Origin of the sequence: Acidovorax sp. M2(2025), assembly GCF_049330835.1 — a bacterium.
Classification (GTDB): domain Bacteria; phylum Pseudomonadota; class Gammaproteobacteria; order Burkholderiales; family Burkholderiaceae_C; genus Acidovorax.
On sequence record NZ_CP186262.1, the window covers coordinates 1602243 to 1628571 of the forward strand.

Here is a 26329-nt window from a genome sequence, read left to right on the forward strand (position 1 = left end):
CTCCTGTTTTGATAGCTGCTTGCGCTTGATGCACAAGCGCTAGAGGCCGATTTCTTTCAAATTTTGGCGCTCACCCCACAAACCACCGCATGGGCACCAGCACCAGCGATGGGAACAGCACCATCAGGAACATCACCGCAAACTGCGCCACCATGAACGGGATCACGCCCCGCGTGACGTCGTCCATGCGCATCTTGCCCACGCCGGCCACCACGTTCAGCACCGTGCCGACCGGCGGGGTGATGAGCCCGATGGCATTGTTGATGATGAACAGCACGCCGAAGTAGACCGGGTCGATGCCCGCCGCCTTCACCACCGGCATCAGCACGGGCGTCAGGATGAGGATGGTGGGCGTCATGTCCATGGCGGTGCCCACGGCCATCACCAGCACCATGATGGCGATGAGCAGCAGCGTGGGGTGTTCCATCAGCGGCTTGAGCAAGCCCACCAGCTGGCGCGGGATGTCGGCCACGGTGATGAGCCAGGCGCTGACCATGGCTGCCGCCACCAGGAACATGATCACGGCCGTAGTTTTGGCGGCGCTGGTGAACACCTCGGCCAGTTGGCGCCAGTGCAGCTCGCGGTAAACCACCGTTGCCACGAACAGGGCGTAAACCGCAGCCACTGCCGCCGCCTCGGTGGGCGTGAATACGCCCATCTTCAAGCCCACGATCACGATGACCGGCAGGAACAGCGCCCAGGTGGATTCCTTGAGCGCCTGCAGCTTCTCGGCGGTGGACGCCTTGGGTGGCGGCGTGACGTTTTCGCGCTGCGACACCCAGTACCAGGTGACCGCAATCGCCAGCCCCATCAGCAGCCCGGGAACGATGCCCGCCAGGAACAGCTTGCTGATCGAGACGTTGGCTGCCACGCCAAACACCACGAAGCCGATGGAGGGCGGAATGACCGGCGCGATGATGCCGGCCGAGGCAATCAGCCCGCCCGCACGCGCCTTGTCGTGTCCGGCTTTCACCATCATGGGCAGCAGCAGCGCCGCCAGTGCTGCCGTGTCGGCCACGGCCGAGCCCGACAGCGCTGCCAGCATGCAGGCGGCCAGGATGGCGACAAAGCCCAGCCCGCCGCGCCGGTGCCCCACCAGCGTGAGCGCGAGCTTGACGATGCGCTGCGACAGCCCGCCCACGTTCATGATCTCGCCCGCCAGCATGAAGAAGGGCACCGCCAGCAGCGGAAAGCTGTCGGCGCCGTTGATGACGTTCTGCGCGAGGATCTGCGCGTCAAACAGGTCCAGGTGCCACATGAGGGCGACGCCGGACACCAGCAGCGCGTAGGCAATCGGCACGCCAATGGCCATGGCGGCGAGCAGGGAGCCGAGGAAGATGAAAACGGTCATGGGAGAGCGCTCCAGGTCATTGCAGTGCGGGGCTCACGGGCGTGTTGCCGTGGGCGCGGGAGCTTCGTGCGGCACTTGGCTGCCCACGGCGGCCAGTTCTTCGGACTCGGAGATATGCACCAGCTCGCTGTCCGGCATCTGCCCCGACACGATGCGCCACAGGTCCAGCGCCAGCAGGAGGCCTGCCGCCACCGCAAACACCACGCCGGATGCGTAGAAGATGGCCATGGATGCACCGGTGACCGGTGCATCCACATCCCAGTTGATGCGCGCCTGTGCCAGCGCGCCGCTGAACAGCAGCCAGGTGCACCAGATCATCAGTGCATAACTCAGGGCCAGGCAGATGCGCTGGCCCAGCGGCGGCAAGCGTGCCAGTAGAAAGTCCGTGCCCAGGTGGCCCCGCTCGCGCACCGCCACGATGGCGCCCAGGAAGGTGAGCCACACAAACAGCCAGCGCGAGACCTCCTCGCTGATGGCAATGCCGGAGTTGAATGCGTAGCGCAGCACCACGTTGCCGAACACCATCACCACCATCACGGCCAGCGCCAGGGCGATGAGCAGGTTGATGGCGCGGCAGCAGCGGTCGATGAGGGCATTGAGCATCGTTGTCTCCTTTTTTTGATAGGTCTGTACCAGCTCACCTCAATCCGTTCACGCTGAGCCTGTCGAAGCGCCGCGCGAGGCTTCGACAGGCTCAGCCTGAACGGCTGGGCGAATTGGGTGTTTCATGCACTACAGCGCCGCCCCCTGCAGCAGCCCGCGCTGCGCCAGGTTGGCCATGAAGGCGCGCAGGCCAAAGCGCCACGGCGCCGCGGCCTCGCTGTGCGCCACGCGGTTGTGCAGGCCGCCCAGCCAGGCGCTGTGGATGGACACCAGGTCGCCCAGCTGGTGGGTAAAGCCGCCGCCCGGCTCGCCGCGGTCCTCGATGGGGGCGAACAACGTGCCCAGGAACAGCATGAAGCCGTCCGGGTACTGGTGCGCGGCCAGCGTCTGCGCCACCAGGTCCGCAGGGTCGCGGCTGATGCTGGCCATGGTGTTGATGCCGCGCAGCTCGAAGCCGTCCGCGCCCGCCACGCGCAGGTGCACCGTCTCATCGCGCACCTGTTCCAGCCCGAAGCTCGCGTCGAACAGGCGGATGAACGGGCCCAGGGCGCACGACGCATTGTTGTCTTTGGCCTTGCCCAGCAGCAGGGCGCTGCGGCCCTCGATGTCGCGCAGGTTCACGTCGTTGCCCAGCGTTGCGCCCACGATCTGGCCCCGGCTGTTCACGGCCAGCACTACCTCGGGCTCGGGGTTGTTCCAGGCCGAATCGGAGCGGATGCCGATGTCGTCGCCGCAGCCCACCGAGGCCAGCACCGGTGCCTTGGTGAACACCTCGGCATCGGGGCCGATGCCCACCTCCAGGTACTGCGACCACAGGCCTTTGTCCTGCAGCAGCGCCTTCAGGCGCATGGCCTCGGGGGAGCCGGGGCGGATGTCGGCCAGGTTCTCGCCGATGAGGCCGATGACCTGGCTGCGCAGGCCCTGCGCGCGGGTGGCATCGCCGCGCGCCTGTTCTTCGATCACGCGCTCGATCAGGCTGGCCGCAAAGGTCACGCCCGCCGCCTTGACCACCTGCAAATCGCACGGTGCCAGCAGCCAGGGGCGGGTGGCGTCGCGCGCGCCGGGTTGGCTGTTGGCCAGCAGGTCGTCCACGCTGCACAGGTATTGGCCGGCGGCGGTGCGTGCAGCCTCGGCAGGTGCCAGGGTGTCCAGCAACGTGCTCATGGTGGGGTAGTGCGCGCTGAGGTCGAACACACCGTCGGGCCGCAGGGCCACCACGGCCGGGCCGGGCACCGCCCCTTGGGGTGCCCACGCACGGCCCACCAGCGTGCCCTGCAGGCCGTCGTCGGGAAGCACTTGCAATGCGGCGTGGGGCGCACGGGCCCATTCGGCAACTGCCGCTGCCGTCATGTCGTTCATGGAGAGTCCTTCGAAAAATTCTGGGCGGGCACCGGTTGCCCCCCGTTTGTTGTCAGTGGTTGTGGCGTGGCGTCTTTTCGGAAATGCGCTGAAATTCCAGTGCAAAGTCCAGCGTCGCGCCGTCAGCCAGCTGCCCCGTTTTCTCGCGGTACAGCGCCTCCCACGGCGACTGGCTCGCGGGCACGGGCGGGGCGGGCAGGTCACGCTTGCGGCGTGCGATCTCTTCGGGGGCGACCAGCGCATCGCAGCGGCCGGTGTTCAGGTCGATGCGGATCGTGTCGCCGCTTTGCAGCCAACTCAGCCCTCCGCCCACGGCGCTTTCGGGCGATGCGTTCAGGATGGACGGGCTGTCCGCCGTGCCCGACTGGCGCCCGTCGCCCAGCGTGGGCAGGGTGTTGACGCCGCGCCGGATCAGCGCGTCCGGCGGCTGCATGTTCACCACTTCGGCCGAGCCCGGCCAGCCGATGGGGCCTGCGCCGCGCATCACCAGGATGCAGCCTTCGTCGATATCGAGCGCCGGATCGTTGATGCGCGCGTGGTAGTCGTCTGCGCCCTCGAACACCACGGCACGGGCTTCGAAGATGCCCTCCTGCCCCGGGCGGCTGAGGTAGCGCTGGCGAAAGGCCTCGGAGATGACTGAGGTCTTCATGATCCCGAAGTCGAACAGGTTGCCGCTGAGCACCATGAAGCCGGCCTTTTCCATCAGCGGGTTGCTGAAGGGGCGGATCATCTCGCGGTCATGGGTCTCGCGGCCTTGCAGGTTTTCGCCCACCGTCTTGCCGGTCACGCTGGCGCAGTCGGCGTGCAGCTTGCCTGCCTGCTGCAGCTCCCACATCAGCGCGGGCACGCCACCAGCGCGGAAGAAGCGCTCACCCAAGAACTGGCCTGCTGGCTGCATGTTCAGCAGCAGCGGCAGGTCGTAGGCGTGGTCGGTCCAGTCCTGTGCATCGAGCTGCACGCCCGCGTGGCGCGCCATGGCCATGATGTGCACCTGCGCGTTGCTGCTGCCGCCCGCAACGCTGACGACCGACAGCGCGTTCAGGAAACTCTCGCGCGTCAGGATGCGCGAGGGGCGCAGGTCTTCGTACGCCATCTCCACGATGCGGCGCCCGGTCTCGTAGGCCATCTGCCCACGCTCGCGGTACGGTGCGGGAATGGCCGCGCAGCCCGGCAGCGACAGGCCCAGCGCCTCGGCCACCGCGTTCATGGTGGAGGCCGTGCCCATGGTGTTGCAGTGCCCGGCGGAGGGGGCGCTGTTGCAGGCGCGCTGCAAGAATTCTTCCTCGTCGATCTCGCCCGCCGCGAGCTGGCGGCGGCTGCGCCAGATGACGGTGCCCGAGCCCACGAGTTGACCCTCGTGCCAGCCGTCGAGCATCGGCCCGCCCGAGAGCACGATGGCCGGAATGTCCACCGTGGATGCCGCCATGATGCCCGCTGGTGTGGTCTTGTCGCAGCCCGTGGTCAGCACCACCGCGTCGATGGGGTAGCCGTACAGGATCTCCACCAAGCCCAGGTAGGCCAGGTTGCGGTCCAGCGCGGCCGTGGGGCGGCGGCAGTTTTCAAAGATGGGGTGGACGGGGAACTCCATCGGGATGCCGCCCGCATCGCGGATGCCGTCACGCACGCGGCGCGCCAGATCCAGGTGGATGCGGTTGCACGGCGACAGGTCGCTGCCCGTCTGCGCGATGCCGATGATGGGCCGGCCCGAGCGCAGCTCCTCGGGCGTGAGCCCGTAGTTCATGAACCGCTCCAGGTACAGCGCGGTCATGTCCGAGCGCTCGGGCGCGGCAAACCATTCGCGGGAACGGAAGGGGCGGCGGGGTATTTTTGTCATGGAGCTAGGCCGTGGGAGACGGGGCGGGGCGGCGCGAAGGGGTGTAGGGGCTTATTGGATGTCAGGACAGAAACTTGCGCCGACCATCCACTACCCGTTCGGGCTGAGCTTGTCGAAACCTTGCGCGGCGCTTCGACAGGCTCAGCGTGAACGGCTTGTTGTGGGTTGAAATCAATCAGAGGAGGCCTGGGAGCGGCAGAGTTACTTCCCGCCCCGCGCCTTCGCCAGTTCGCCCATCATCTCGCTCGTGGTCTCTTCACCAAACTCCTTGCCGTACTTGGCCAGCACGGGCTGCAGCTTGGTGCGCAGCTTGGCCTGCTCTGCTGCGGGCAGCTCGGTGATCTGCATGCCGGCCTTCTTCAGCTCGCCCAGGGCGGTTTCGCTGAAGGCGCGGATGGTCTTGCGTTCGAACAGCGTGGCCTCGCGGGCAGCCTCCTGCACGATCTTCTTCTCGTCGGCCGAGAGGCCGTCCCAGGTCTTCTTGGAGATGAGCAGCACCCACGCGCTGTACATGTGGCGCGACAGTACCAGGTGCTTTTGCACTTCATAGAACTTGCTGGCCAGGATGGTGGCGGGCGGGTTCTCCTGGCCGTCGACGGCCTTTTGTTCCATGGCGGTGTACAGCTCGGTGAACGGCATGGGCGTGGCGTTGGTGCCGAGGGCGTTGAAGGTATCGAGGAACAGGGGGCTCTGGATCACGCGCAGCTTGAGGCCCGCCAGATCGTCGGCCGTGTTGATGGGGCGGCGCGAGTTGGTCACGTGGCGGAAGCCGTTTTCCCAGAAGCCCAGGCCGATCAGGCCCTTGTCGGGCAGCATGGCCAGCAGCTTCTGGCCGAAGGGGCCGTCCAGCACTGCGTCGGCTTCTGCCTCGTTGTTGAAGGTGAGCGGCAGGTTCAGCACGCCAAAGGGCTTGATCAGCGACATCAGCGTGGACGAATCCGGAATCGTCATCTCCAGCGTGCCGCCGCGCAGGGCCGAGGTCATGCTCACGTCGTTGCCTAAAGCGCCGCTGGCAAACAGCTTGGCGTTCATCTTGCCGCCGCTCTTGGCCTGCAGGCGCTCGGCAAAGTGGCGCACGGCCTGGGCCTGCGGGTGGTCGTCGCTCAGGCCGATGCCGATCTTGAAGGTGTGTTCCTTGACTTGTGCCGCGACGGGGGCGAGGGGTGCGGTGAGGGCGGCCAGTAGCGTGGCGGCCAGGGCGAGGGTCTTGAATTGCATGGTGTCTTGTCTCCGTTGGAATGGCTGACCCCGTTGGCGAGGCCGTCGGCGCCTGCGGCTCTTTTGGGGCCAGCCGTCATGAACGCAGGGCAAAGGTTAGGTTTCGCGCCCCGACAGGTCCACTGAATGTTTTGCGAAAATCCATTCCAAACGCTTATGAGTCCAGACGAATTTCCGGGTAAACCCTTGTCTTTGGCGCAGGCCTGCGCGCGGCTGCGCTTTCGGCATTTGCAGTTTCTGGACATCCTGGGCCGCACCCGCAACCTGCGGCTCACGGCCGAGCAGATGCACGTCACGCAGCCTGCGGCCACCAAGATCCTGATGGACATCGAGGAGATCCTGGAAGCGCGACTGTTCGACCGCCTCTCGCGCGGCATGCGGCCCAACGAGCTGGGGCTTTTCACGCTGCGCTATGCCAGTGCGGCGCTGGATGGGCAGCGCAGGTTTGTGGACGAGTTCAACGCGCTCAAGCAGGGCGGCCACGGCCATGTGACGGTGGGCGCCATCACCGGCTCGGCCGCGCATGTGCTGGTGGCGTCGGTGGTGGAGATCCAGCGCCTGCGGCCGCTCCTGGTGCTCAAGATCCTGGAGCAGAGCAGCGACCAGCTCATCGCCTGGCTGGCCGAGCGCAGGATCGACCTGATGATCGGTCGCTTTACCAGCGAGGACCAGCGCAGCCAGTTCCGCTACGAGCACCTGTCGGCCGAGCCCATGTCGGTGGTGGCCGGGCCGCACCACCCGCTGCGCGGCGCGGCCGACCTGTCGCTGACCGAGCTGGCCCACTGGCCGTGGATTCTGTACCCGCCCTCCACGGCGGTGCGCAAGGTGTCGGACGACCTGTTTGGCGGTGCGGGCCTGTCGCTGACAGCGGGCGTGGTGGAAACGCCGTCGTTCCTGTTCGCGCTGGAGCTGATGAACACCACGCCCATGCTGTCACTGCAGCCCTCGGCGCTGGTCGAAAAGTATGTGCGCCGCGGGCTGCTCGCACGCATCCCCGTGGGCTGGCCCGACCGCATGCCGGGCTACGGCCTCATCACCCGCCTGGGCGAGCCGCCCACGCCGGCCGCGCAAGCCTTCATGGCGGTGCTGCGTGAGACGGCAGGCGTGGCGGGGTAATGCACTTCGATAACCAGCGGTTATTGAAAGACCGGCCGTGGTGCCCATGCCGTTATGCTCTGCGCCCCCTTTGCCCCTGCCCTGCCATGACCGACTCCCACGACACGCCCGACACCATCCAGGAACCCCGCTGCTGGAGCGACGGCCTGTGGACGGCGCAGGTCATCAAGAACGAGGACGACGATGGCTGGGCCGTGGCCATGACGTTGAAGGGCGAGGCCGAACCCGCGCTGGTGGGCCCCTGGACCATGGGGCGCGACAAGAAGAACCCCAAGCCGCTGGATGTGTCGGCCTTCCACACCCTGGTGAAGACGGCCAGCGAGGTGCTGCGCCGCCACGAGCAGCAGCTGCACGCGCAGCTGAACAAGAGCGTGCACATCACCACGGCCGAGGGCCAGCGCCTGCGCGTGGCGCTGGCCATCGTGCCCGATGAAGAGGGCGCCACGGCCACGCTGAGCGCGCAGGACGAACTGGGCGAAGAGCTGGCCCGCGCATCCGCACCGCCCACGTTCAAGCTCACGCCTGCCAGCGCGGCGGCCTGGGCCGAGGGCGGGTTCCAGCGCGTGCGCTGAGCGGCCCGGCAGACCATCGAACACACCGTTCACGCTGAGCTTGTCGAAGCGCGGCGCAAGGCTTCGACAAGCTCAGCCCGAACGGGTGGTTGGAGCGCTGCGGACGAAGGCGCGACGAACACCCGAAGCAAAGCGCCCCGCCGCCCCCCAATCGCCTTGGTGACCCCGCTGACTTCGCGGCGCTTCTAAAATCCACCTGCCGGCCCCGAATGACCTTCGGGGCCGGCAGCGTTCTCAGGGCGGGGCGGAATTCCCCACCGGCGGTATTTGCGGGTTGTGAAAGACCGGCAAGAGCCCGCGAGCGCCTGGGGCGAGGTTCTTCGGAGCAGCGCCGCAGGGTCAGCAGATCTGGTGCGATGCCAGAGCCGACGGTCACAGTCCGGATGAAAGAGATCGCGAAACCCACGGGCCCCGGGCGGGTGCCGGCTGGTGGGCGCGCCGCTGCGCGCCTGCGGGCTGCGCCACCTGCCAGGGGCACGTGTTCGCGCGCGCCCTGATTCTGGTCTGACCTTTCTTGAGGAACCCCATGAATCAGTTGTCTTCTGCTTCTTCTTCCGTCTCTCCCCTGGCTCCTGTCGCCGCCCACCGCGGCGCCCGCGTGGCCATAATCAGCGCCAGCTGGCACCAGGACATCGTCTACCAGGCCCGTGATGCGGCCCTGGCCGAGTTCGACCGCCACGGCCTGCTGCCCGCGCAGGTGGCGCTCTTCGACGTACCCGGTGCGTTCGAGATCCCGCTCCTGGCGCGCAAGCTCGCGCGCAGCGGGCGCTACGACGCCATCGTGGCCTGCGCGCTGGTGGTCAACGGCGGCATCTACCGCCATGAGTTCGTCACCACCGCCGTGATCGACGGCCTGATGCGCGTGCAGCTCGACACCGAGGTGCCCGTGATGTCGGCCGTGCTCACGCCGCGCGACTTCCACGACCACGAGGACCATCTGCGCTTCTTCCGCGAGCACTTCGTGAAGAAGGGCATCGAGGTGGCGCAGGCCTGCCTGCAGACCATGGCCTACCTGCGCAAGCTGGCTTCGCCCACCCTGGCCACCGCGCAGCAGGCCAGCCCCGCGAAGGCGGAAGCGCTGGCGTGAAGCACTTGCTTTGCTGAGCTGCTTCTAAAAAGATAGCGGCCAGCGCTTGTCCCGCAAGCGCTGGCCGCCGATTTGGTTTGAACTGCCGGGCTCAGTCCATCGTCAGCTTCTGCTTGGCCACCACGTCCTTGTAGACGGCCAGCTCCTCGCGCATCTGCTTGGCGAAGGCCTCGGGGGTGTCGGCCATGATGATGGAGCCGGTTTCCTCGATGCGCTTGCGGATGGTGGGGTCCTGCACCACCTTGCGCACGGCGGCGTTCACCTTGTCCACGACGTCCTTGGGCAGCCCCTTGGGGCCCACCAGGCCGTAGTAGGCCATGCGGTTCACCGGCTCCAGGCCGACTTCCTTGAACGTGGGCACGTCCGGCAGCGCGGGGACGCGCTGGGGGGCTGCCACCACGATGGCGGTGAGGCGCTTTTCCTTGATGAAGGGCAGGGCCGAGGGCAGGTTGTCGAAGATCAGCGGCACCTGGCCGGCCACGGTGTCGGTCAGCGCCGGGCCGGAGCCGCGGTAGGGCACGTGCACCATGAAGGTCTGCGTGCCCAGCTTGAACATCTCCATCATCAGGTGGGTGATGCTGCCGTTGCCCGGCGAGGCATAGGCGTACTTGCCGGGCTCCTTCTTCACGGCGGCCAGCATGCCCTTGTAGTCCTGGAAGGGCAGCTTGGGGTACGCCGCGATCACGTTGGGCGTGGCCGCAATGTTCACGATGGGCGTGAAGTCGGTGGCCACGTTGTACGGAATCTTGGGGTTGATGGCCGGATTGGTGGCGGTGGTGGACACCGTGGCCACGCCCAGGTTGTAGCCGTCCGGCACGGCGCGGGCCGTTTCCGAGGCGCCGATGCTGCCACCGCCACCGCCCTTGTTCTCCACCACCACGGGCTGGCCCAGCTCGCGGCCCAGGGGCTCGGCAATGGTGCGGGCAATCAGGTCCGTGGTGCCGCCGGCGGCGAAGGGCACGAGCAGGCGGATGGGCTTGGTGGGCCAGGCGGATTGCGCCTGGGCGGCGGCGCTGGCCAGGGCGAGGACGCCCAGGGCCAGGGCGGTGCGACGGATCATGTTTGTCTCCTTGGGATAGTAAAAAGCAGGGCGCGGCTGTCGTTACCGCCCCCGCAGCAAGAAATGGCACCAGGGCGCCAGTTGGTTCGGCCCGGTCAGATGGCCTTGGCGGCCCGCAGCGCGGCGATGCGCGCGTCGTCCAGCCCCATTTCGCGCAGCACTTCTTCGGTGTGCTGGCCCAGGGCGGGCGGCGCATTGCGCAGCACCGGCGGGGTGGCCGACAGCCGCAGCGGGCTGGCGACGCCGGTGATCTGCGCAATGCCGTCGCCGGCTTCGCCATCCTTCCAGCGCGGCAGCGATACGGCCAGGCCGCGAGCCTGCACTTGCGCGTCGTCAAACGCCTGGGCGATGGTGTTGATGGGGCCGCAGGGAACGGCCTTGTCTTCCAGCAGCGCGATCCAGTCGGCGGTGGTGCGCGTGCGCGTCACGGCCTGCATGGCCGGTATGAGGTCGGCACGGTGCTGCACACGCAGCGTGTTGGTGGCAAAGCGCGGGTCAGTGGCCCACTGGGGCTGGTGGGCGGCCGCGCAAAAGCGCTGGAACTGCCCGTCGTTGCCAATGGCCAGCAGCATGTTGCCGTCGGCCGTGGGAAAGTCCTGGTAGGGCGCGAGGCTGGGATGGCTGTTGCCCATGCGGCCGGGGGCCTTGCCGGTGGCGAGGAAGCCCGCGGCCTGGTTGGCGAGCACGGCCATGCCCACATCCAGCAGCGCCATGTCGATGTGCTGGCCCTGGCCGGTGCCGCTCACCGCGTTGTCGCGCACGTGCAGCGCGGCCAGGATGGCGTTGCTGGCATACAGGCCGGTGAACAGGTCGATCACGGCCACGCCCACGCGCATGGGGCCGCCGCCGGGCTGGCTGTCGGCATGGCCGGTGATGCTCATCAGGCCCGTCATGGCCTGCACCATCAGGTCGTAGCCCGCGCGCTCGGCGTACGGCCCGTCCTGCCCGAAGCCGGTGACGGAGCAGTAGATGAGGCGCGGGTTCAGCGCGCGCAGGCTCTCGTGGTCCAGTCCGTATTGCTTCAGGCCGCCGACCTTGAAGTTCTCCACCACGATGTCGGCCTCCAGCGCCATCTGTTTGATGAGCGCCTGCCCCTCGGGCGAGGCCATGTCGATGGTGACGGAGCGCTTGTTGCGGTTGCACGCGGTGTAGTAGCTGGCCTGATTCGTGTCGTTGCCCTCGGCGTCCTTCAGGAAGGGCGGGCCCCACTGGCGCGTGTCGTCGCCCACGCGGGGGCGCTCCACCTTGACCACGTCCGCACCCAGGTCGGCCAGGATCTGCGTGCACCAGGGGCCTGCGAGCACGCGGGAGAGGTCGAGCACCTTGATGCCCGCGAGGGCGCCTGGGTTGGAGGGGGAGGTGGTCATGGCGTTGATGAACTATGAATTTGATAGCTGCCAGCGCTTTTCCAATAAGCGCTAGCGGCCTAAAACACTTGAAATGTGCGGCGATGCGCCCTGTCCGCTCCCTCTCCCCTCGCGGGAGAGGGTTGGGGAGAGGGGCGGTCAGGCTCACCGCGTGCGCCGCTGCCCCTCTCCCCCGGCCCCTCTCCCGCGGGGGGAGAGGGGAGAAGGGAGTCAGGGCAGGGTTCAGTTGGCAAACGCGGCGATGCCCGTCTGGGCGCGGCCCAGGATGAGCGCATGCACATCGTGCGTGCCTTCATACGTGTTCACCACTTCCAGGTTCACCAGGTGGCGGGCCACGCCGAACTCGTCGCTGATGCCGTTGCCGCCCATCATGTCGCGCGCCAGGCGGGCAATGTCCAGCGCCTTGCCGCAGCTATTGCGCTTGATGATGGAGGTGCCTTCCACGCTGGCCGTGCCCGCGTCCTTCATGCGGCCGAACTGCAGGCAGGCCTGCAGGCCGATGGCGATCTCGGTCTGCATGTCGGCCAGCTTCTTCTGGATGAGCTGGTTGGCGGCCAGGGGGCGGCCAAACTGCTTGCGGTCCAGCGTGTACTGGCGGGCGGTGTGCCAGCAGAACTCGGCCGCACCCAGCGCGCCCCAGGCGATGCCGTAGCGCGCGCTGTTCAGGCAGGTGAAGGGGCCCTTCAGGCCCTGCACTTCAGGGAAGGCGTTTTCTTCGGGCACGAAAACGTCGTCCATCACGATCTCGCCGGTGATGGAGGCGCGCAGGCCCACCTTGCCGTGGATGGCGGGGGCCGTCAGGCCCTTCCAGCCTTTTTCGAGCACAAAGCCGCGGATGGGACCCACGGCGCCGCCTTCGGACACTTCCTTGGCCCAGACCACGAACACGTCGGCCACGGGGCTGTTGGTGATCCACATCTTGCTGCCCTTGAGCTTGTAGCCGCCGTCGACCTTGTAGGCGCGCGTGGCCATGCTGCCGGGGTCGGAGCCGTGGTCGGGCTCGGTCAGGCCGAAGCAGCCGATCCACTCGCCGGTGGCCAGCTTGGGCAGGTATTTCTGCTTTTGCGCCTCGGTGCCGAATTCATGAATCGGCACCATCACCAGCGACGACTGCACGCTGGCCATGGATCGGTAGCCCGAGTCCACCCGTTCCACCTCGCGGGCAATCAGGCCGTAGGCCACGTAGTTCAGGCCCGGGCCGCCGTATTGCTCGGGGATGGTGGGGCCCAAGAGGCCCACTTCGCCCATCTCGCGGAAGATGCTCACGTCCATCTTTTCGTGGCGGAACGCCTCCAGCACACGTGGCGCCAGCTTGTCTTGGCAATACGCAGCGGCGGCGTCGCGGATGGCGCGCTCGTCATCGGTCAGCTGTTGGCTCAAGAGGAAAGGGTCGTCCCATTGAAAGGCGGCGTGGGCCATGGCGGTGTCTCCGAAAGAAGAAAAGGGGAAGGAAAAAGACGGGAATTCGGGGTGCATCGTAGGTCGCTGAAGCTGGGGCGGCAAGCGACTTGTTTTCATCCAGAAATGCGTTTTTGGAATGTATGGAATACTGGCTCACCGGATTTCATCGCCCCTATCCCGGGTTTCCAATTCCTGTTCAGCATGCGTCGCAACATCCCATCGACCCAGGCCCTGGCCTGCTTTGAAGTCGCCGCTCGCCACGAGAGCTACACCCGCGCCGCGCAGGAGTTGTCGCTCACCCAAAGCGCAGTCTCGCGCCAGATCCAGGCGCTGGAAGAATTCCTGGGCGTGGCGCTGTTTCGCCGCACACGCCACGGTGTGGTGCTGACGCCCGCCGGTGCGCACTATGGCCGCCAGGTGGCGCGCTGGCTGCAAGGGCTGGAGCGCGACACACTCGACGTGATGGCCCACCAGGGCGAGGGCGGCACCATCGCGCTCGCAGCGGTGCCCACGTTTGCCACGCGCTGGCTCATCCCGCGCCTGCCACAGCTGGCCCGGCAGCACCCGGACATCGTGGTGCACATCGAGACGCAGACGCGGCCCTTTTTGTTTGCTGACACCACGTTTGACGCGGCGCTGTATGCGGGTACGCCCGAGCAGGTAAGCAACTGGCCCGGTGTGCAGGCCCAATTGCTGATGCACGAAGAGGTGGTGCCCGTTTGCAGCCCGCGCCTGCTGGAGCAAGCAGCGCCCCGCGGCCGCGGCCGTGCGCACCAGCCGGTGGCGCCCGAGGCGCTGGCCGGACTGCCGCTGCTGCAGCAGAGCACGCGCCCCTACGGCTGGCGCCAGTGGTTCGATGCCATGGGGGTGGAAGCCCCCCGCGCGCTGGACGGGCCGCGCTATGAGCTGTTCTCCATGCTGTCGGTGGCCGCCACGCAGGGCATGGGCGTGGCGCTGATTCCCCCCATGCTCATCGAGGCGGAGCTGGCCAACGGGGAACTGGTGGTGGCCTGTGCGCGGCCGCTGCGCGGCGAGCGGGCGTACTACCTCATCAGCCCCGCACAGGGCCAGCTGCCGGTGCTGGCGGCCTTCGCCCGCTGGCTGCAGGCGGCCGCGGCCGAGTCGGCGCCGTCCGCATGAGGAGGGCGGCAGGGGCGGGGGGCGGTGGGATGCGCTTGCGCGAGGGGGTGGGGCTGAACTATTCTGGGCCGGGCCGAGTCAGTCTGACACTATCCACCCTACGTTCGAGAGAGAGCACCATGACGACCTACCACGCTCCGCATTTCGATCCCACGGTTGACGAGATCGAGACCCTCAAGCAGCTTGAAATGGGCAAGATCCTGACCGTGCCCCATGCCATCAAGGAACACGTCTCGGCCCGCTTGCTGGAGTGGGGCCACATCGCGCGGAGCCCCAGCGGCCAGCTCTCCATCACGCCCAGCGGGCGCCAGCTCATCCGGCGGCAGGACAACTGAGCCCGGCGCCCACCGGCCGCCTGTGCGGCCGGCTCAGCAGAACACCATTGCCAGCAGCGCCGCGTCTTCGGCCAGATTCTCCAGCGCATAGGCTGCGAGCCGGTAGGCCCACACCGTGGCGAATGCGATCAGGTCTTGTGCGGTGGTGGTCATGGCGAAAGGGCCTGCCCGGGCAGCGAGCGTCCACAAAAAAGAAAAGGCCGGGAGCGGGAAGCTGCCAGCCTGGTCTGTGGTGCCGGAGGCCGGAATCGAACCGGCACGCCTTGCGGCGGGGGATTTTGAGTCCCCTGCGTCTACCAATTTCACCACTCCGGCGGGAATTCGTGAAGCCCCGAATTATGGCACAGTAGGGCGCATGAACTATCCGACGATTGAAGACGCCGTAGGCCGCACGCCGCTGGTGGCGCTGCAGCGCATCGGCGCTCAGGACAACGCTGTGCGCGGCAATGTGGTGCTGGGCAAACTGGAAGGCAACAACCCCGCAGGCTCGGTGAAAGACCGGCCTGCGCTGTCGATGATCCGCCGCGCCGAGGAGCGTGGCGATATCCGCCCTGGCGACACGCTGATCGAGGCCACGTCGGGCAACACCGGCATTGCGCTGGCCATGGCCGCCGCCATCAAGGGCTACCGCATGGTGCTGGTCATGCCCGAAGACCTTTCGATCGAGCGCGCGCAGACCATGAAGGCCTTTGGCGCTGAGCTGGTGCTGACCCCCAAGAGCGGCGGCATGGAGCACGCCCGCGATCTGGCCGAGGCCATGCAAAAGCGCGGCGAGGGCAAGGTGCTGGACCAGTTCGCCAACCCCGACAACCCCCGCATCCACTACGAGACCACGGGCCCCGAGATCTGGGAGCAGACGGGCGGGCGCATCACCCACTTCGTGAGCGCCATGGGCACCACCGGCACCATCACGGGCGTCTCGCGGTTCCTCAAGGAGAAGAACCCGGCCATCCAGATCATTGGCGCGCAGCCCGAGGAAGGCTCGCGCATCCCGGGCATCCGCAAGTGGCCGCAGGAATACCTGCCCAAGATCTACGACGCCAGCACCGTGGACGAGCTGGTGTACGTGAGCCAGGACAATGCCGAGGACATGTGCCGCCGCCTGGCGCGCGAAGAGGGCATCTTTGCCGGCATCTCCGCCGCTGGCGCGTGCTGGGTGGCCCAGCAGATTGCCGCGCGCGAGAGCAACGCCACCATCGTCTTTGTGGTGTGCGACCGGGGCGACCGGTACCTGTCCACCGGCGTGTTCCCGGCCTGAGCGCGGTTTTTCTTGCAAACAATCAGGCTCAGGCGCTTTATGGAAAAGCGCTGGCAGCTATCAAAATAAGAGCGCCAACAGCATGCACTACGAGACCCGTTTCTGCACGCACTGCGGCACGCCGCTGCAGTGGATCACCCAGGCCGAAGACGGCGGCGACAAGGCCCGGCTGCGCTGCCCCGCCTGCGGCTGGACCCACTGGAACAACCCCACGCCGGTGCTGGCGGCCATCGTGGAAGTGGATGGCAAGGTGCTGCTGGCGCGCAATGCGGCCTGGCCGGTGAAGATGTTTGCGCTGATCACCGGCTTCATGGAGGCGGGGGAGTCGCCGCAGGAAGGCATTGCCCGCGAGGTGAAGGAAGAAACCAACCTCGACGTGCAGGCCGCGACGCTGGTGGGCGCCTACGAATTCCTGCGCATGAACCAGGTCATCATTGCCTACCATGTGGTGGCCACGGGCGAGGTGCGCCTGTCGCCCGAACTGGTGGACTACCGGATGTACGACCTGCACGAACTCAAATGCTGGCCTGCAGGCACGGGCTACGCGCTGGCCGACTGGCTGCGCACCCGGGGGCACGAGCCGGTGTTCTTCACCGCGGAAGAAAACGAAGAGCGCCGCCGTGGCCTGAACCTGCCGCCCCAGGCAAAAGACTGAAACCGAAGACGACACCCACCATGGACATCCACAAAGAAATCGACACCCGGGGCCTGAACTGCCCATTGCCCATCCTCAAGGCGAAAAAGGCGCTGTCCGACATGGACAGCGGCCAGCTGCTCAAGGTGGTGGCTACCGACAGCGGCTCGCTGCGTGACTTCCAGGCGTTTGCCAAACAGACGGGGAACGAGTTGGTCGAGCAGCAGACGGTGGGGGATGAGTTCATCCACGTGCTGCGGCGCAGATAAGCTGCGCTATCCGCTCGGCGCGCTGCCTCAGCCCCTGCCGAGAGCGCAACCGGCGGCGGTGAGCAAGCAGCATGTTCGGATCCAAATGGCTGCTGGCGCGCGCCAGATAAGCGCGAGCAGCTATACAAATTGAAGCAAAGGGCGCGCCAAGCCCTTCCCTCGCGCGCGAGTGGACGCCTACAGCGCCAGCGTCTTCAGGTATTCGCGGAAGTGCGCGCCCACCTGCGGGTGCTGCAACGCCAGCTCCACCGTGGCTTCCAAGAAGCCTTCCTTGCTGCCGCAGTCGTAGCGCTTGCCCTCGTACTCAAAGGCATACACGGTCTCGTGCTGCATGAGCCGCGCGATGGCGTCGGTGAGCTGGATCTCGCCGCCCACGCCGCGGGGCTGGTTGCGGATCTCCTGGAAGATGCGGGGCGTGAGCACGTAGCGCCCGGCCACGCCCATGCGCGAGGGGGCTTTCTCGGGCGCGGGCTTTTCCACGATTTCGTCGATGCGGATCAGCCCGTCGCTGGCCGTCTCGCCCTTCACGATGCCGTAGCGGCGGGTGTGTTCCTGCGGCACTTCCTGCACCGCCAGCAGCGAGCGGCCCTGCTTGGCAAAGGCGGCGGTCATCTGTGCCATCACGCCCGGGCCGCCGTTGTTGCCCACCATCAGGTCGTCGGCCAGCAGCACGGCAAAGGGCTCGTTGCCCACCAGCGGCTCGGCGCACAGCACGGCATGGCCCAGGCCCAGGCTGCGGGGCTGGCGCACGAACAGGCAGTTCATGTCGTCGGGCGCAATGCCGCGCACCAGCGCCAGCATCTCTTGCTTGCCGGCGTTTTCCAGCTCGTTTTCCAGCTCGTAGGCGGTGTCGAAGTGGTCTTCAATGGCGCGCTTGCTGCGGCCCGTGACGAACACCATGTCGCGGATGCCGGCCTCGTACGCCTCTTCCACGGCGTACTGGATCAGCGGCTTGTCCACGACGGGCAGCATTTCCTTGGGAGATGCCTTGGTGGCAGGCAGAAAACGGGTACCCAGGCCCGCAACGGGGAACACGGCTTTGCGGACGGCGGTGGCAACGGTCATGAGGATCTTTCTAGACGAACAAAACGGGCGGGGCCTCGGTCACCGAGGGGCGAGGCGCACCGCATCTACCAGAAAGTATGGCGTCTGTTTCAGCCCAGCCGTGTCAGCTGATCGCGCAATCTGACGAGGGTCGCGGTGAAATCGGCCACCCGCTTTTTCTCCTGCTCCAGCACCGCGGCCGGCGCCTTCGCCACAAAGGCCTCGTTGGACAGCTTGCCGTTGGCCTTGGCGATTTCGCCCTCGATACGCGCGATTTCCTTGGCCAGGCGGGCCTTCTCGGCGGCCACGTCGATCTCCATGAACAGGCACATGCGCGCTTCGCCCACCACGGCCACGGGCGCGGCCTGGGCTGCGGCCGCCCAGGCGGCTTCGTCGTCGAACACCTTGACTTCGCTCAGCTTGGCCAGCGCCTGCAGCACCGGCGCCACGCCGCGCATGAAGTCGGCATCGCCCACCACGAACAAAGGCAGGCGGGTGGAGGGCGATACATTCATCTCGCCGCGCAGCGCCCGGCAGGTGTCCACCAGGCCCTTCACTCGGCCCATGTGGGCGATGGCTGCTTCGTCAATCTTCTCGGGCTGCGCCTGGGGATAGCGGGCAATGCTGACCGATTCGCCTTTCAGGCCCGCCACGGGCGCCACCACCTGCCACAGCGCTTCGGTGATGAACGGGATGATGGGGTGCGCCAGGCGCAGGATGGCTTCCAGCGTGCGGATCAGCGTGCGGCGTGTGGCGCGCTGCTGCGCTGCGGTGCCGTTCTGGATCTGCACCTTGGCGATCTCCAGGTACCAGTCGCAGTACTCGTTCCAGACAAAGTCGTAGATCGTGTTGGCCACGTTGTCCAGGCGGTATTCCTCGAAGCCCTTGGCGACCTCGGCCTCGGTCTTCTGCAGCAGCGAGCTGATCCACCGGTCGGCCTGGCTGAACTCCATGTAGCCATGGGCCTTGCCGCCGGGCTGGCAGTCGGCCTTGGTGTGCTCCATCAGGCCGCAGTCCTGGCCCTCGCAGTTCATCAGCACGAAGCGGCTGGCGTTCCAGAGCTTGTTGCAGAAGTTGCGGTAGCCCTCGCAGCGCTTGCTGTCGAAGTTGATGCTGCGGCCCAGCGACGCGAGCGCCGCAAAGGTGAAGCGCAGCGCATCGGCGCCATAGGCCGGGATGCCCTCGGGGAATTCCTTTTGCGTGTTCTTGCGCACGGTGGGCGCGGTCTCGGGCTTGCGCAGGCCGGTGGTGCGCTTGTCGAGCAGGGGCTCCAGCGCAATGCCGTCGATCAGGTCCACCGGGTCGAGTACGTTGCCTTCGGACTTGGACATCTTCTTGCCCTGCGCGTCGCGCACCAGGCCGTGGATGTACACATGCTTGAACGGCACGCGGCCCGTGAAGTGCGTGGTCATCATGATCATCCGGGCGACCCAGAAGAAGATGATGTCGTAGCCCGTGACCAGCACGGTGCTGGGCAGGTACAGGTTGAAGTCGTCGGTTTCGGCGGTGCCTTGGTTCGGCCAGCCCATGGTGCTGAAGGGCACGAGAGCGGACGAGTACCAGGTGTCCAGCACGTCCTCGTCGCGGCGCAGCTTTTTGCCCGGGGCCTTGGCCTGCGCCTCGGCTTCGGTGCGGGCGACGATCACGTTGCCGTCTTCGTCGTACCAGGCCGGGATCTGGTGGCCCCACCACAGCTGGCGGCTGATGCACCAGTCCTGGATGTTGTTCATCCACTGGTTGTAGGTGTTCACCCAGTTCTCGGGCACAAAGGTCACTTCGCCGCTGGCCACGGCGTCGATGGCCTTTTGCGCGATGCTCTTGCCCGTGGCGTCGCCTTCGCCCACCTTGCTCATGGCCACGAACCACTGGTCGGTCAGCATGGGCTCGATCACCTGGCCGGTGCGGGTGCAGATGGGCACCATGAGCTTGTGCTTCTTCACCTCCACCAGCGCGCCGATGGCTTCGAGGTCTGCCACCACGGCCTTGCGGGCCACGAAGCGGTCCATGCCCTGGTATTTGGCGGGCGCGTTCTCGTTGATGGTGGCCTGCAGCGTCAGCACCACGATCATGGGCAGCTTGTGGCGCTGGCCCACGGCGTAGTCGTTCTGGTCGTGCGCAGGCGTCACCTTCACCACGCCCGTGCCGAACTCCTTGTCCACGTACTCGTCGGCGATCACCGGGATCTGGCGGTCGCACAGCGGCAGGTTCACCATCTTGCCGATGAGGTGCGTGTAGCGTGCGTCTTCGGGGTGCACCATCAGCGCCACGTCGCCCAGCATGGTTTCGGGCCGGGTGGTCGCCACCGTCAGGCTGCCGGAGCCATCGGCCAGCGGGTAGGCGATGTGCCACAGCGAGCCGTCTTTTTCTTCGTTCTCGACTTCCAGGTCGGACACGGCGGACTGCAGCTTCGGGTCCCAGTTCACCAGGCGCTTGCCGCGGTAGATCAGGCCTTGCTCGTACAGCTTCACGAAGGTATCGGTGACGACTGCGCTCAGCTTGTCGTCCATGGTGAAGTATTCGCGGCTCCAGTCCACGCTGTCGCCCATGCGGCGCATCTGCGTGGTGATGGTGTTGCCGGACTTTTCCTTCCACTCCCACACCTTGCTCACAAAGTTCTTGCGCGCCTCGGGCGGGGTGGGGCCCATGTCGTAGCGGCTGATGCCTTGCTCTTGCAGCTGGCGCTCCACCACGATTTGCGTGGCGATGCCCGCGTGGTCGGTGCCGGGCACCCACACGGTGTTGAAGCCGCGCATGCGGTGGTAGCGCGTGAGGCTGTCCATGATCGTCTGGTTGAACGCATGGCCCATGTGCAGCGTGCCCGTGACGTTGGGGGGCGGCAGCTGGATGGCGAAGGACGGCTCGCCCGCTTGCGGGGCGCCGGTACCGCGGTGGCCCGCCTTGCCATACCCGCGCGCCTCCCATTCGGGGCCCCAATGGGCTTCCAGCGCTGCAGGTTCAAAGGACTTGGACAGGCTTTCGAGGCCCGGTTGTGCAATGGTGTCGCTCATGGCGGAATGGCAAAGGAAAACGGCATCCCGAAGGATGCCGTCAGGTTGACTGGAGGCGGGATGGGATGATTTTACCGGCCCGCTATCCGCCTGCTGCCAAAGCCCTGCCGCAGTGCCCCTGGCGGAGCTGGGCGCGGCGCCACAGTCCGGCCTTGGCGCCGCGCGGGGTTGTGCAGTAGACTGCGCGCTCATCGCTTTGCCCGCTTCCCCTCGGAGGCTCGACTCCCATGCGCCTGTAAGCCCCTTTCAAGCCGTTCCTCCTGCAGCCTTTCACCGGCCGGGAGGTCTGTGGGTCTTGTCAGGAGTGCATTGGCATGGCGATTGCGCACCGGCGTGCGGCTGCCCAGGGCAGTGTTGGCGCGTCCTCTTTTTCTTCTTCCTCCTCTTTCTCTTCGTCCGATCCCTCTGCGGGTGCGGCCCTCGTGCGCTTCCACGGCGTGGGCTGGAGTCCGCCGGGGGCGGCGCCGCTGTGGGCTCAGCCGCTGGACCTGGCCGTCGGGCCGGGCATCACCGGCGTGGTCGGCGCCAATGGCAGCGGCAAGAGTGTTTTTCTCCAGCTGGCGGCCGGCAGCCGCCAAGCTTCCGCCGGGGTGGTGGTGCGCCGTGGGGTCTGTTGGCGCGTCGGCCAGGAGCCCGGTGCGGGCGCCGGAATCACGGTGGCCGACCTGGCGGGCCACGGAGCGGCCTGGGGCGCGCTGGTGCGGCTGCAGGCCGGGCGCGGATCGCCCGAGGACCTGGTGCTGGCGGAAGGGTGCTGGGACCTGCCGCAGCGCTGGGCGCAGGCGGCATCGGCCTGGGGGCTGGCAGGTCTGCCGCCCGGGCATGCGGCGGGGCAGCTGAGCGCGGGCGAGCGCATGCGCGTGGCGTTGGCGGGGGCCTTTCTTTCGGGCGCGGACCTGCTGGTGCTGGACGAGCCGACCAACCACCTCGATCGCCCTGGGCGGCGTTGCCTGGCGCAGGCGCTGGCCGGGTGGAAGGGCGCGGCGCTGCTCGCCAGCCATGACCGGGAACTGCTGGCCGGCGTGCACTGCATCGTGGAACTGTCGGCGGCGGGCGCGCAGCGCTACGGCGGCGGCTGGGCGTTGTACGAGCGCCAGCGCGCGGCCGAATCCGCGGCCGCGCAGGCGGCGCTGGAGCATGCGCGCACCGAGCGGGACCGGGGTTTGCGCGCGTTGCAGCGTGCCCACGACGCCCAGTTGCGCCGCGCCGCACGCGGGCGCGAGGCCGGGCGCACGGCCAACCAGTCGGCCGTGCTGCTGGACCGCCAAAAGAACAGCGCAGAGGGCCACGCGGGCCGCGAGCGCGAGCGCCAGCAGCAAGAGCGCGAGCGGCTGGAGGACGCCGTGCGTGCCGCCGCATCGCGCACAGCGCCCCCGCCCGAGGCCGCGCTGGTGCTGCCGCAAAGCCGGGTCGAGGCGGGCAAGCCAGTGCTTGCCTTCGAGCGGGTGCGTGCCCCCCGCGCTCCGTTGGGCCAGGCGCCGCTGGACGGCGTATGGAGCGGGCCGGTGCGCGTGGCCGTGGTGGGTCCCAACGGCTGCGGCAAGAGCACCTTGCTGCGGCTGATCGCGGCACCCGAGACGGCCGCGGCGGGGGTAGTGCGGCGCAGCGTGCGGGCGGCCTGGCTGGACCCGCAGGATCCCGCCCTGCTGCCCGCGCAGCTCAGTGTCGTGGAGCGCTTGCAGGCGCTGGGCTGCCGCTTGCCGCAAGCGCGCTTGCGCACGCACCTGGCCCAGCTGGGCCTGGGCAGCGCCAGGGTGGGCCGCCCCGCGGGTGTGCTCAGCGGCGGCGAGCGCATGAAGGCCGCGCTGGCTTGCGCGCTGTGGGCCGGGGAGCCCGCGCAAATGCTGCTGCTGGACGAGCCCACCAACCATCTGGACCGTGATGCCACGCAGGCCTTGCAGGATGCGCTGGCGGCCTTTACCGGGGCGGTGATCGTGGTGTCCCACGACCTGGCCTTCTTGCGGGCCGTGCAGCCCACCGTGGTATGGGCCTGGCGCCCCGCGGGCTGGGACTTGGGTGCCTCGCTGGACGCGGCATGAGCCTGTGCCGCCTGGCGGAGAGGCCTGGCGCGCTCGGCCCGGCAAAAAACAAAGCCGCCCGCTGCGCCAGGGCAGGGGCGGCTGGGTGCCGTGGGCCGCCCCCGGAGGGGCCGCCGCCAACGGGCCGGCGCAGGGCTTACTGCTTCACGGCTTCCACCTGGACCACCAGGCGCACGTTCTTGGGGAAGCCCCATTCCACGCCATAGTTCAGGCCCCATTGGGTGCGGTCGATGGTGGTCTCGAAATCGCCACCGCAGACTTCGCGCTTGAGCATGGGGCTGTCGTAGCAGTTGAACTGCGTGGCTTTCAGCGTGACCGGCGCGGTCTTGCCCAGCAGCGTGAGCTGGCCGGCCACTTCGCTCACCTTGTCGCCGTTGAACACGAACTTGTCCGAGACGAACTTGATGGTGGGGTGCTTGGCGGCGTCGAACAGGTCGGCACTTTGCAGGTGCTTGTCGAACGCGGGCGTGCCGGAGTTCACCGAGGCCGTGTCGATGGAGATCTCCACCTTGCCCGTCTTGGCCGCGCGGTCGAACTCCACGGAGCCTTGCTTCTTGTCGAAGCGGGCGCGGTTCGTGGTCGTGCCAAAGTGGCCGATTTCGAACGTCACGAAGGTGTGCGTGGGGTCGATGGCGTAGTTGGCAGCCTGGGCGGCGCCCGCGGTCAGGGTGGCGGCGGCTGCCACGGCGATCAGGGAGAACAGGGACTTGCGCATGGGAGAAAACTCCTGGTTGTGGAAAAGAAAGGGAAAAAGATCAGGGGCCCGCGTCAGAGCTTCGGAACCCCGGTGAGCGCGAGCTTGAACTTCACCGTCACGTCGTCGGCCACCATCGAGGTGTCGGCCCATTCGTTCTCGCCGATCTTGAAAGCCAGCCGCTTGATCGGCAGCGTGCCCGTGGCCGTGGTGGTGGCGCCGCTCTGGGCCAGCGCCACCGGCACCACCACGTTCTGGGCGTTGCCCTTGATGGTGAGCTTGCCCGCCACCTCGAATTTGCCGCCGCCCAGCGCCTTGATGCTGGACGACTCGAACTGCGCCTGCGGGAACTTGGGCACGTTGAACCAGGCGGGCTTGGGCAGCTCGGCGTCGGTCTCGCGCGAGCCCAGCGTGGCGCTGCCGGTATCCACCGTGAAGGTGATCTTGCTGGTGGCGAGCTTGGCCGGGTCGAACGCCACCTGGGCGTTGAACTTGGTGAAGTGCCCCTCCAGCGGCACGCCCATCTGGCGCGCGGTGAACTGCACCTCGCTTTGGGCGGGCACCAGCGCCTGCTGGGCGAGAACGGCCTGAGCGCCGAGGGTGAGGGCTGCACCCAGCAGAATGCGGGACAGGCTGGAAGACAGATGCATGCAGGAACTCCGTTCAAAAAGGCAACAAGTGAAAGTGGCGCCAGCGGACGAGCGCGCCAGGCGCGGCGGTTGTTCTGGCAGGCCCCCCAGCGGACGCCGGGCAAGGGCCGCCCCGTAGCGCAGGCGGCTCAGGAGGGGCTTCGTCCTCCGGGCAGCATGTGCGCCACCAGTCCGTCGCGGTCCACCCACTGGTGCTTGAGCGCGCCGGCGATGTGCAGCAAAACGAGGGCGGCCATGGCAAACGCCGTGATCTCGTGCCAGGGCTTGATGGCCTCGGCCAGCGTCTTGCTGACCGGCACGAAGTCCGGCAGCTGCCACAGGCCCAGGAAGACGATGGGAAACCCGGCCGCCGAGCTGTAGGCCCAGCCGATGAGGGGCACGGCAAAGAACAGTACGTACAGCAACGCGTGGGTGGCGTGGTGCGCCAGCTTCTGCCAGCCCGGCATGGCCTTCACGATGGCCGGCGGCAGGGCGGGCGGGCGGTGCGTGACGCGCCACAGCAGGCGCAGCGCGGACAGGGCGAGCAGCGTGACGCCGGCCCACTTGTGCCAGTTGTAGAGCTTGAGCCGCTGCGGCGAAAACGGGAGGTCGGCCATGTAGACACCGACGGCAAAGATGCCCACCAGGGCCAGCCCGAGCACCCAGTGCAGCAGCATGGCCGTGCGGGTGTAGCGGCGGGCCGGGGCACCGGCGGTAGCGTGAGGAGCAGTAGCGGAGACGGTCATGGGCAGAGGGGGCTTCAGGGGTAGGCCAAGCGAGCGCCAGCCGTGGCTGCAGGGCAGTGTAGAAAGCGGCTGGCGGCCGGGGTTTCAGCCAGATTGATGCTTCGATTCAAAAAAATTGAATCGATAACGGGGTGCCGATCAAAGTTCCCCAACGATTGGGGCTTTGTGTTGCGCGGGAGGGGCGGTTTGCAGACGGCAGTGCGCAACCCCGTTGCGGGGTTGGCAGAGGGCGGGGGCGGTGGGCGGTGGCTGGGAGGCCGGCCCGGGTGCGCGGTTACTGCCCGAGGGCGGCCTTCTTCCAGGCGTCGGCGGCGGTAGGGGCGTCGCCGCGTTGTTCGGCCAGTTCGGCCAGGTGGCGCCAGGCGCTTGCGCGCAGGCCGGTGTCGGACAGCTGCAGGGCTGCCTGCGTCAACAATTGTTGTGCCTTGCCCCACAGCTGGCGCTTGAGGCAGGCCATGCCCGCCAGGTACTGCAGGCGCGCGTCGCGCGGGTTGCCCTGCTGGGCGGATTCAATGCGGGCCAGCCAGGCGGCGTCCAGCGCGTCCAGCCCGGCTTCGAGGGCGCGCACCAGCTTCAGCGCGTGGTGCTCGGCCAGCAGGTCGGGGCTGTCCACCAGGCGCTCCCACACCGGCAGCAGCCAGGCCCGCACCTGGGTGGCGTCGCCTCCCAGGGCCGCCAGCCGCTGGGCCGCGTGGATTGCCAGCTCAGGCATGTTGCGCTCGGCCGGCTCCAGGGCCAGCCAGATCTGCTGCAGCTGGGCTGTGTCGTGCGCACTGTTGATCAGCTCGGTGGCCAGGCCGCGCACGATGCTTTGGGCGGCTGCCGTAGAAAACGCGCGGTGCTTGCCCAGCAGGCGGGCCGTGTCCAGGGCTTCCTGGGTCTGGTGGCCCAGACGGGTGGCCTTGAGCTTGATGCGCAGGGCCAGGGTGCGCCGGGCGGCTCCTTGCGGCAGGGCCGCCAGGCGGTCCAGGGCCGCGGCTGCGTCGCGGTCGTCCAGCGACCAGCGCGCCGCCCGCATCTGCGCGCCTTCGCGCAGCTCCTGTTCGCTGACGGTGCCGCGGGCCGGGGCCTCGGAGAGCGCCTCATTCAGATGGGTTTCGCGTGTGGCGCGGTCCTGCAGGGCATGCGAGGCCTCGGCCGCGATCATGTGCGACAGGGCGCGCAGCTGCCGCCCGTGGGGCACGCCCTCGCCGGCGGATTCCAGCGCCTTTTCCTGGGACAGCGCCGCCTCCGCCGCCTTGCGCGAGCGGATGAAGCGCCCGCCCAGCATGTGCGTGAGGGCATCCATCAGGGCCGCATGCATGGCGCGCTCCTTTTGCTGCTGGCGCCACCGGCGCGCCTGGCGCGGCAGTTCCAGCAAGGCCGCCAGCGCGCGCAGCGCGGCATGCAGCGTGACGAAGCCGCCCACCAGCAGCAGCACCACCATGTTCAGCGACAGGTCAATGCGGTAGGGCGGCCAGTAGAGGGTGACGGTGCCCTGGTTGTTGCCCGCAAACAGCGCGGCCGCCACGGCCACGCCAAACAGTGCCAGAAGCCAAAGTGCAGCGCGCATGGTGCCTCGGCCT

23 protein-coding genes, 1 tRNA gene and 1 riboswitch are annotated in these 26329 nt (G+C 67.6%); of the genes, 9 read left to right on the top strand and 15 right to left on the bottom strand.

Features of this window, described 5'->3' with window-relative positions; genetic code table 11:
- Positions 1 to 70: 70 nt before the first annotated feature.
- The 5 genes from ACOYR3_RS07360 to ACOYR3_RS07380 form a co-directional block, all read right to left on the bottom strand.
- On the bottom strand, positions 71 to 1351 hold the full coding sequence (locus ACOYR3_RS07360; RefSeq protein WP_422845805.1) for a TRAP transporter large permease subunit: 1281 nt from the start codon (positions 1349 to 1351) through the stop codon (positions 71 to 73).
- 33 nt (positions 1352 to 1384) lie between these two features.
- Complete coding sequence (locus ACOYR3_RS07365; protein WP_422845806.1) at positions 1385 to 1954, bottom strand: TRAP transporter small permease; 570 nt, start codon at positions 1952 to 1954, stop codon at positions 1385 to 1387.
- A 129-nt stretch (positions 1955 to 2083) separates the two neighbouring features.
- Complete coding sequence (locus ACOYR3_RS07370) at positions 2084 to 3313, bottom strand: fumarylacetoacetate hydrolase family protein (RefSeq protein WP_422845807.1); 1230 nt, start codon at positions 3311 to 3313, stop codon at positions 2084 to 2086.
- Positions 3314 to 3365: 52 nt separating this feature from the next.
- Positions 3366 to 5147, bottom strand: a complete 1782-nt coding sequence (locus ACOYR3_RS07375; protein ID WP_422845808.1) for an IlvD/Edd family dehydratase — start codon at positions 5145 to 5147, stop codon at positions 3366 to 3368.
- A 201-nt stretch (positions 5148 to 5348) separates the two neighbouring features.
- Positions 5349 to 6365: a TRAP transporter substrate-binding protein gene (locus tag ACOYR3_RS07380; RefSeq protein WP_422845809.1), complete on the bottom strand. Its 1017-nt coding sequence runs from the start codon at positions 6363 to 6365 to the stop codon at positions 5349 to 5351.
- 156 nt (positions 6366 to 6521) lie between these two features.
- Between ACOYR3_RS07380 and ACOYR3_RS07385 the strand changes: the two genes are divergently transcribed.
- The 3 genes from ACOYR3_RS07385 (at position 6522) to ACOYR3_RS07395 (ending at position 9140) form a co-directional block, all read left to right on the top strand.
- On the top strand, positions 6522 to 7481 hold the full coding sequence (locus ACOYR3_RS07385; RefSeq protein WP_422845810.1) for a LysR family transcriptional regulator: 960 nt from the start codon (positions 6522 to 6524) through the stop codon (positions 7479 to 7481).
- An 86-nt stretch (positions 7482 to 7567) separates the two neighbouring features.
- The gene (locus ACOYR3_RS07390; RefSeq protein ID WP_422845811.1) at positions 7568 to 8053 is read left to right on the top strand and encodes a hypothetical protein; all 486 of its coding nucleotides are present in this window, start codon (positions 7568 to 7570) and stop codon (positions 8051 to 8053) included.
- A 226-nt stretch (positions 8054 to 8279) separates the two neighbouring features.
- Positions 8280 to 8452: riboswitch (FMN riboswitch) on the top strand.
- 127 nt (positions 8453 to 8579) lie between these two features.
- A complete protein-coding gene (locus ACOYR3_RS07395; protein ID WP_422845812.1) occupies positions 8580 to 9140 on the top strand; it encodes a 6,7-dimethyl-8-ribityllumazine synthase in 561 nt (186 codons plus the stop codon).
- Positions 9141 to 9231: 91 nt separating this feature from the next.
- On the opposite strand, the gene ACOYR3_RS07400 is transcribed toward ACOYR3_RS07395, so the two are convergent.
- From ACOYR3_RS07400 to ACOYR3_RS07410, 3 genes are all read right to left on the bottom strand, one after another.
- On the bottom strand, positions 9232 to 10200 hold the full coding sequence (locus tag ACOYR3_RS07400; RefSeq protein ID WP_422845813.1) for a tripartite tricarboxylate transporter substrate binding protein BugE: 969 nt from the start codon (positions 10198 to 10200) through the stop codon (positions 9232 to 9234).
- Between the two features lie 95 nt (positions 10201 to 10295).
- Positions 10296 to 11567, bottom strand: a complete 1272-nt coding sequence (locus ACOYR3_RS07405; protein WP_422845814.1) for a CaiB/BaiF CoA transferase family protein — start codon at positions 11565 to 11567, stop codon at positions 10296 to 10298.
- A gap of 222 nt (positions 11568 to 11789) precedes the next feature.
- On the bottom strand, positions 11790 to 12986 hold the full coding sequence (locus ACOYR3_RS07410) for an acyl-CoA dehydrogenase (RefSeq protein ID WP_422845815.1): 1197 nt from the start codon (positions 12984 to 12986) through the stop codon (positions 11790 to 11792).
- A 183-nt stretch (positions 12987 to 13169) separates the two neighbouring features.
- On the opposite strand from ACOYR3_RS07410, the gene ACOYR3_RS07415 reads away from it, so the two are divergent.
- Positions 13170 to 14108, top strand: a complete 939-nt coding sequence (locus tag ACOYR3_RS07415; RefSeq protein ID WP_422845816.1) for a LysR family transcriptional regulator — start codon at positions 13170 to 13172, stop codon at positions 14106 to 14108.
- A 119-nt stretch (positions 14109 to 14227) separates the two neighbouring features.
- Positions 14228 to 14443 carry a hypothetical protein gene (locus ACOYR3_RS07420; RefSeq protein ID WP_422845817.1) on the top strand — a complete coding sequence of 72 codons (216 nt, stop codon included), beginning with the start codon at positions 14228 to 14230 and terminating at the stop codon, positions 14441 to 14443.
- Between the two features lie 230 nt (positions 14444 to 14673).
- Here ACOYR3_RS07420 and ACOYR3_RS07425 read toward each other — a convergent pair.
- A tRNA-Leu gene (locus ACOYR3_RS07425) sits at positions 14674 to 14758 on the bottom strand.
- A 40-nt stretch (positions 14759 to 14798) separates the two neighbouring features.
- Here ACOYR3_RS07425 and cysM point away from each other — a divergent pair.
- From cysM to ACOYR3_RS07440, 3 genes are all read left to right on the top strand, one after another.
- Positions 14799 to 15701 (top strand): cysteine synthase CysM, encoded by a 903-nt coding sequence (gene cysM / locus ACOYR3_RS07430; RefSeq protein ID WP_422845818.1) that lies wholly within the window; start codon positions 14799 to 14801, stop codon positions 15699 to 15701.
- Between the two features lie 82 nt (positions 15702 to 15783).
- A complete protein-coding gene (locus tag ACOYR3_RS07435) occupies positions 15784 to 16356 on the top strand; it encodes an NUDIX hydrolase (protein WP_422845819.1) in 573 nt (190 codons plus the stop codon).
- A 20-nt stretch (positions 16357 to 16376) separates the two neighbouring features.
- Positions 16377 to 16604, top strand: coding sequence for a sulfurtransferase TusA family protein (locus tag ACOYR3_RS07440; RefSeq protein WP_291487383.1), 228 nt, complete (start codon positions 16377 to 16379; stop codon positions 16602 to 16604).
- A gap of 177 nt (positions 16605 to 16781) precedes the next feature.
- Here ACOYR3_RS07440 and galU read toward each other — a convergent pair whose 3' ends face one another.
- Together galU and ACOYR3_RS07450 are read right to left on the bottom strand one after the other, a co-directional pair.
- The gene (gene galU / locus ACOYR3_RS07445) at positions 16782 to 17669 is read right to left on the bottom strand and encodes a UTP--glucose-1-phosphate uridylyltransferase GalU (RefSeq protein ID WP_422845820.1); all 888 of its coding nucleotides are present in this window, start codon (positions 17667 to 17669) and stop codon (positions 16782 to 16784) included.
- Positions 17670 to 17758: 89 nt separating this feature from the next.
- Positions 17759 to 20656 carry a valine--tRNA ligase gene (locus ACOYR3_RS07450; protein ID WP_422845821.1) on the bottom strand — a complete coding sequence of 966 codons (2898 nt, stop codon included), beginning with the start codon at positions 20654 to 20656 and terminating at the stop codon, positions 17759 to 17761.
- A 314-nt stretch (positions 20657 to 20970) separates the two neighbouring features.
- Between ACOYR3_RS07450 and ACOYR3_RS07455 the strand changes: the two genes are divergently transcribed.
- Positions 20971 to 22695, top strand: coding sequence for an ATP-binding cassette domain-containing protein (locus tag ACOYR3_RS07455; RefSeq protein WP_422845822.1), 1725 nt, complete (start codon positions 20971 to 20973; stop codon positions 22693 to 22695).
- Between the two features lie 136 nt (positions 22696 to 22831).
- On the opposite strand, the gene ACOYR3_RS07460 is transcribed toward ACOYR3_RS07455, so the two are convergent.
- The 4 genes from ACOYR3_RS07460 to ACOYR3_RS07475 form a co-directional block, all read right to left on the bottom strand.
- Positions 22832 to 23410 (bottom strand): YceI family protein, encoded by a 579-nt coding sequence (locus ACOYR3_RS07460; RefSeq protein WP_422845823.1) that lies wholly within the window; start codon positions 23408 to 23410, stop codon positions 22832 to 22834.
- Between the two features lie 53 nt (positions 23411 to 23463).
- A complete protein-coding gene (locus tag ACOYR3_RS07465) occupies positions 23464 to 24039 on the bottom strand; it encodes a YceI family protein (protein WP_422845824.1) in 576 nt (191 codons plus the stop codon).
- A gap of 128 nt (positions 24040 to 24167) precedes the next feature.
- A complete protein-coding gene (locus ACOYR3_RS07470) occupies positions 24168 to 24764 on the bottom strand; it encodes a cytochrome b (RefSeq protein WP_422845825.1) in 597 nt (198 codons plus the stop codon).
- A gap of 274 nt (positions 24765 to 25038) precedes the next feature.
- Positions 25039 to 26316: a heme biosynthesis HemY N-terminal domain-containing protein gene (locus tag ACOYR3_RS07475; protein ID WP_422845826.1), complete on the bottom strand. Its 1278-nt coding sequence runs from the start codon at positions 26314 to 26316 to the stop codon at positions 25039 to 25041.
- Between the last annotated feature and the right edge of the window lie 13 nt (positions 26317 to 26329).

What these genes read in the sequence shown, in the direction of transcription:
- ACOYR3_RS07360 (WP_422845805.1), bottom strand. Translation starts at nt 1,351, where the DNA reads ATGACCGTTTTCATCTTCCTCGGCTCCCTGCTCGCCGCCATGGCCATT.
- ACOYR3_RS07365 (WP_422845806.1), bottom strand. Translation starts at nt 1,954, where the DNA reads ATGCTCAATGCCCTCATCGACCGCTGCTGCCGCGCCATCAACCTGCTC.
- ACOYR3_RS07370 (WP_422845807.1), bottom strand. Translation starts at nt 3,313, where the DNA reads ATGAACGACATGACGGCAGCGGCAGTTGCCGAATGGGCCCGTGCGCCC.
- ACOYR3_RS07375 (WP_422845808.1), bottom strand. Translation starts at nt 5,147, where the DNA reads ATGACAAAAATACCCCGCCGCCCCTTCCGTTCCCGCGAATGGTTTGCC.
- ACOYR3_RS07380 (WP_422845809.1), bottom strand. Translation starts at nt 6,365, where the DNA reads ATGCAATTCAAGACCCTCGCCCTGGCCGCCACGCTACTGGCCGCCCTC.
- ACOYR3_RS07385 (WP_422845810.1), top strand. Translation starts at nt 6,522, where the DNA reads ATGAGTCCAGACGAATTTCCGGGTAAACCCTTGTCTTTGGCGCAGGCC.
- ACOYR3_RS07390 (WP_422845811.1), top strand. Translation starts at nt 7,568, where the DNA reads ATGACCGACTCCCACGACACGCCCGACACCATCCAGGAACCCCGCTGC.
- ACOYR3_RS07395 (WP_422845812.1), top strand. Translation starts at nt 8,580, where the DNA reads ATGAATCAGTTGTCTTCTGCTTCTTCTTCCGTCTCTCCCCTGGCTCCT.
- ACOYR3_RS07400 (WP_422845813.1), bottom strand. Translation starts at nt 10,200, where the DNA reads ATGATCCGTCGCACCGCCCTGGCCCTGGGCGTCCTCGCCCTGGCCAGC.
- ACOYR3_RS07405 (WP_422845814.1), bottom strand. Translation starts at nt 11,567, where the DNA reads ATGACCACCTCCCCCTCCAACCCAGGCGCCCTCGCGGGCATCAAGGTG.
- ACOYR3_RS07410 (WP_422845815.1), bottom strand. Translation starts at nt 12,986, where the DNA reads ATGGCCCACGCCGCCTTTCAATGGGACGACCCTTTCCTCTTGAGCCAA.
- ACOYR3_RS07415 (WP_422845816.1), top strand. Translation starts at nt 13,170, where the DNA reads ATGCGTCGCAACATCCCATCGACCCAGGCCCTGGCCTGCTTTGAAGTC.
- ACOYR3_RS07420 (WP_422845817.1), top strand. Translation starts at nt 14,228, where the DNA reads ATGACGACCTACCACGCTCCGCATTTCGATCCCACGGTTGACGAGATC.
- cysM (WP_422845818.1), top strand. Translation starts at nt 14,799, where the DNA reads ATGAACTATCCGACGATTGAAGACGCCGTAGGCCGCACGCCGCTGGTG.
- ACOYR3_RS07435 (WP_422845819.1), top strand. Translation starts at nt 15,784, where the DNA reads ATGCACTACGAGACCCGTTTCTGCACGCACTGCGGCACGCCGCTGCAG.
- ACOYR3_RS07440 (WP_291487383.1), top strand. Translation starts at nt 16,377, where the DNA reads ATGGACATCCACAAAGAAATCGACACCCGGGGCCTGAACTGCCCATTG.
- galU (WP_422845820.1), bottom strand. Translation starts at nt 17,669, where the DNA reads ATGACCGTTGCCACCGCCGTCCGCAAAGCCGTGTTCCCCGTTGCGGGC.
- ACOYR3_RS07450 (WP_422845821.1), bottom strand. Translation starts at nt 20,656, where the DNA reads ATGAGCGACACCATTGCACAACCGGGCCTCGAAAGCCTGTCCAAGTCC.
- ACOYR3_RS07455 (WP_422845822.1), top strand. Translation starts at nt 20,971, where the DNA reads ATGGCGATTGCGCACCGGCGTGCGGCTGCCCAGGGCAGTGTTGGCGCG.
- ACOYR3_RS07460 (WP_422845823.1), bottom strand. Translation starts at nt 23,410, where the DNA reads ATGCGCAAGTCCCTGTTCTCCCTGATCGCCGTGGCAGCCGCCGCCACC.
- ACOYR3_RS07465 (WP_422845824.1), bottom strand. Translation starts at nt 24,039, where the DNA reads ATGCATCTGTCTTCCAGCCTGTCCCGCATTCTGCTGGGTGCAGCCCTC.
- ACOYR3_RS07470 (WP_422845825.1), bottom strand. Translation starts at nt 24,764, where the DNA reads ATGACCGTCTCCGCTACTGCTCCTCACGCTACCGCCGGTGCCCCGGCC.
- ACOYR3_RS07475 (WP_422845826.1), bottom strand. Translation starts at nt 26,316, where the DNA reads ATGCGCGCTGCACTTTGGCTTCTGGCACTGTTTGGCGTGGCCGTGGCG.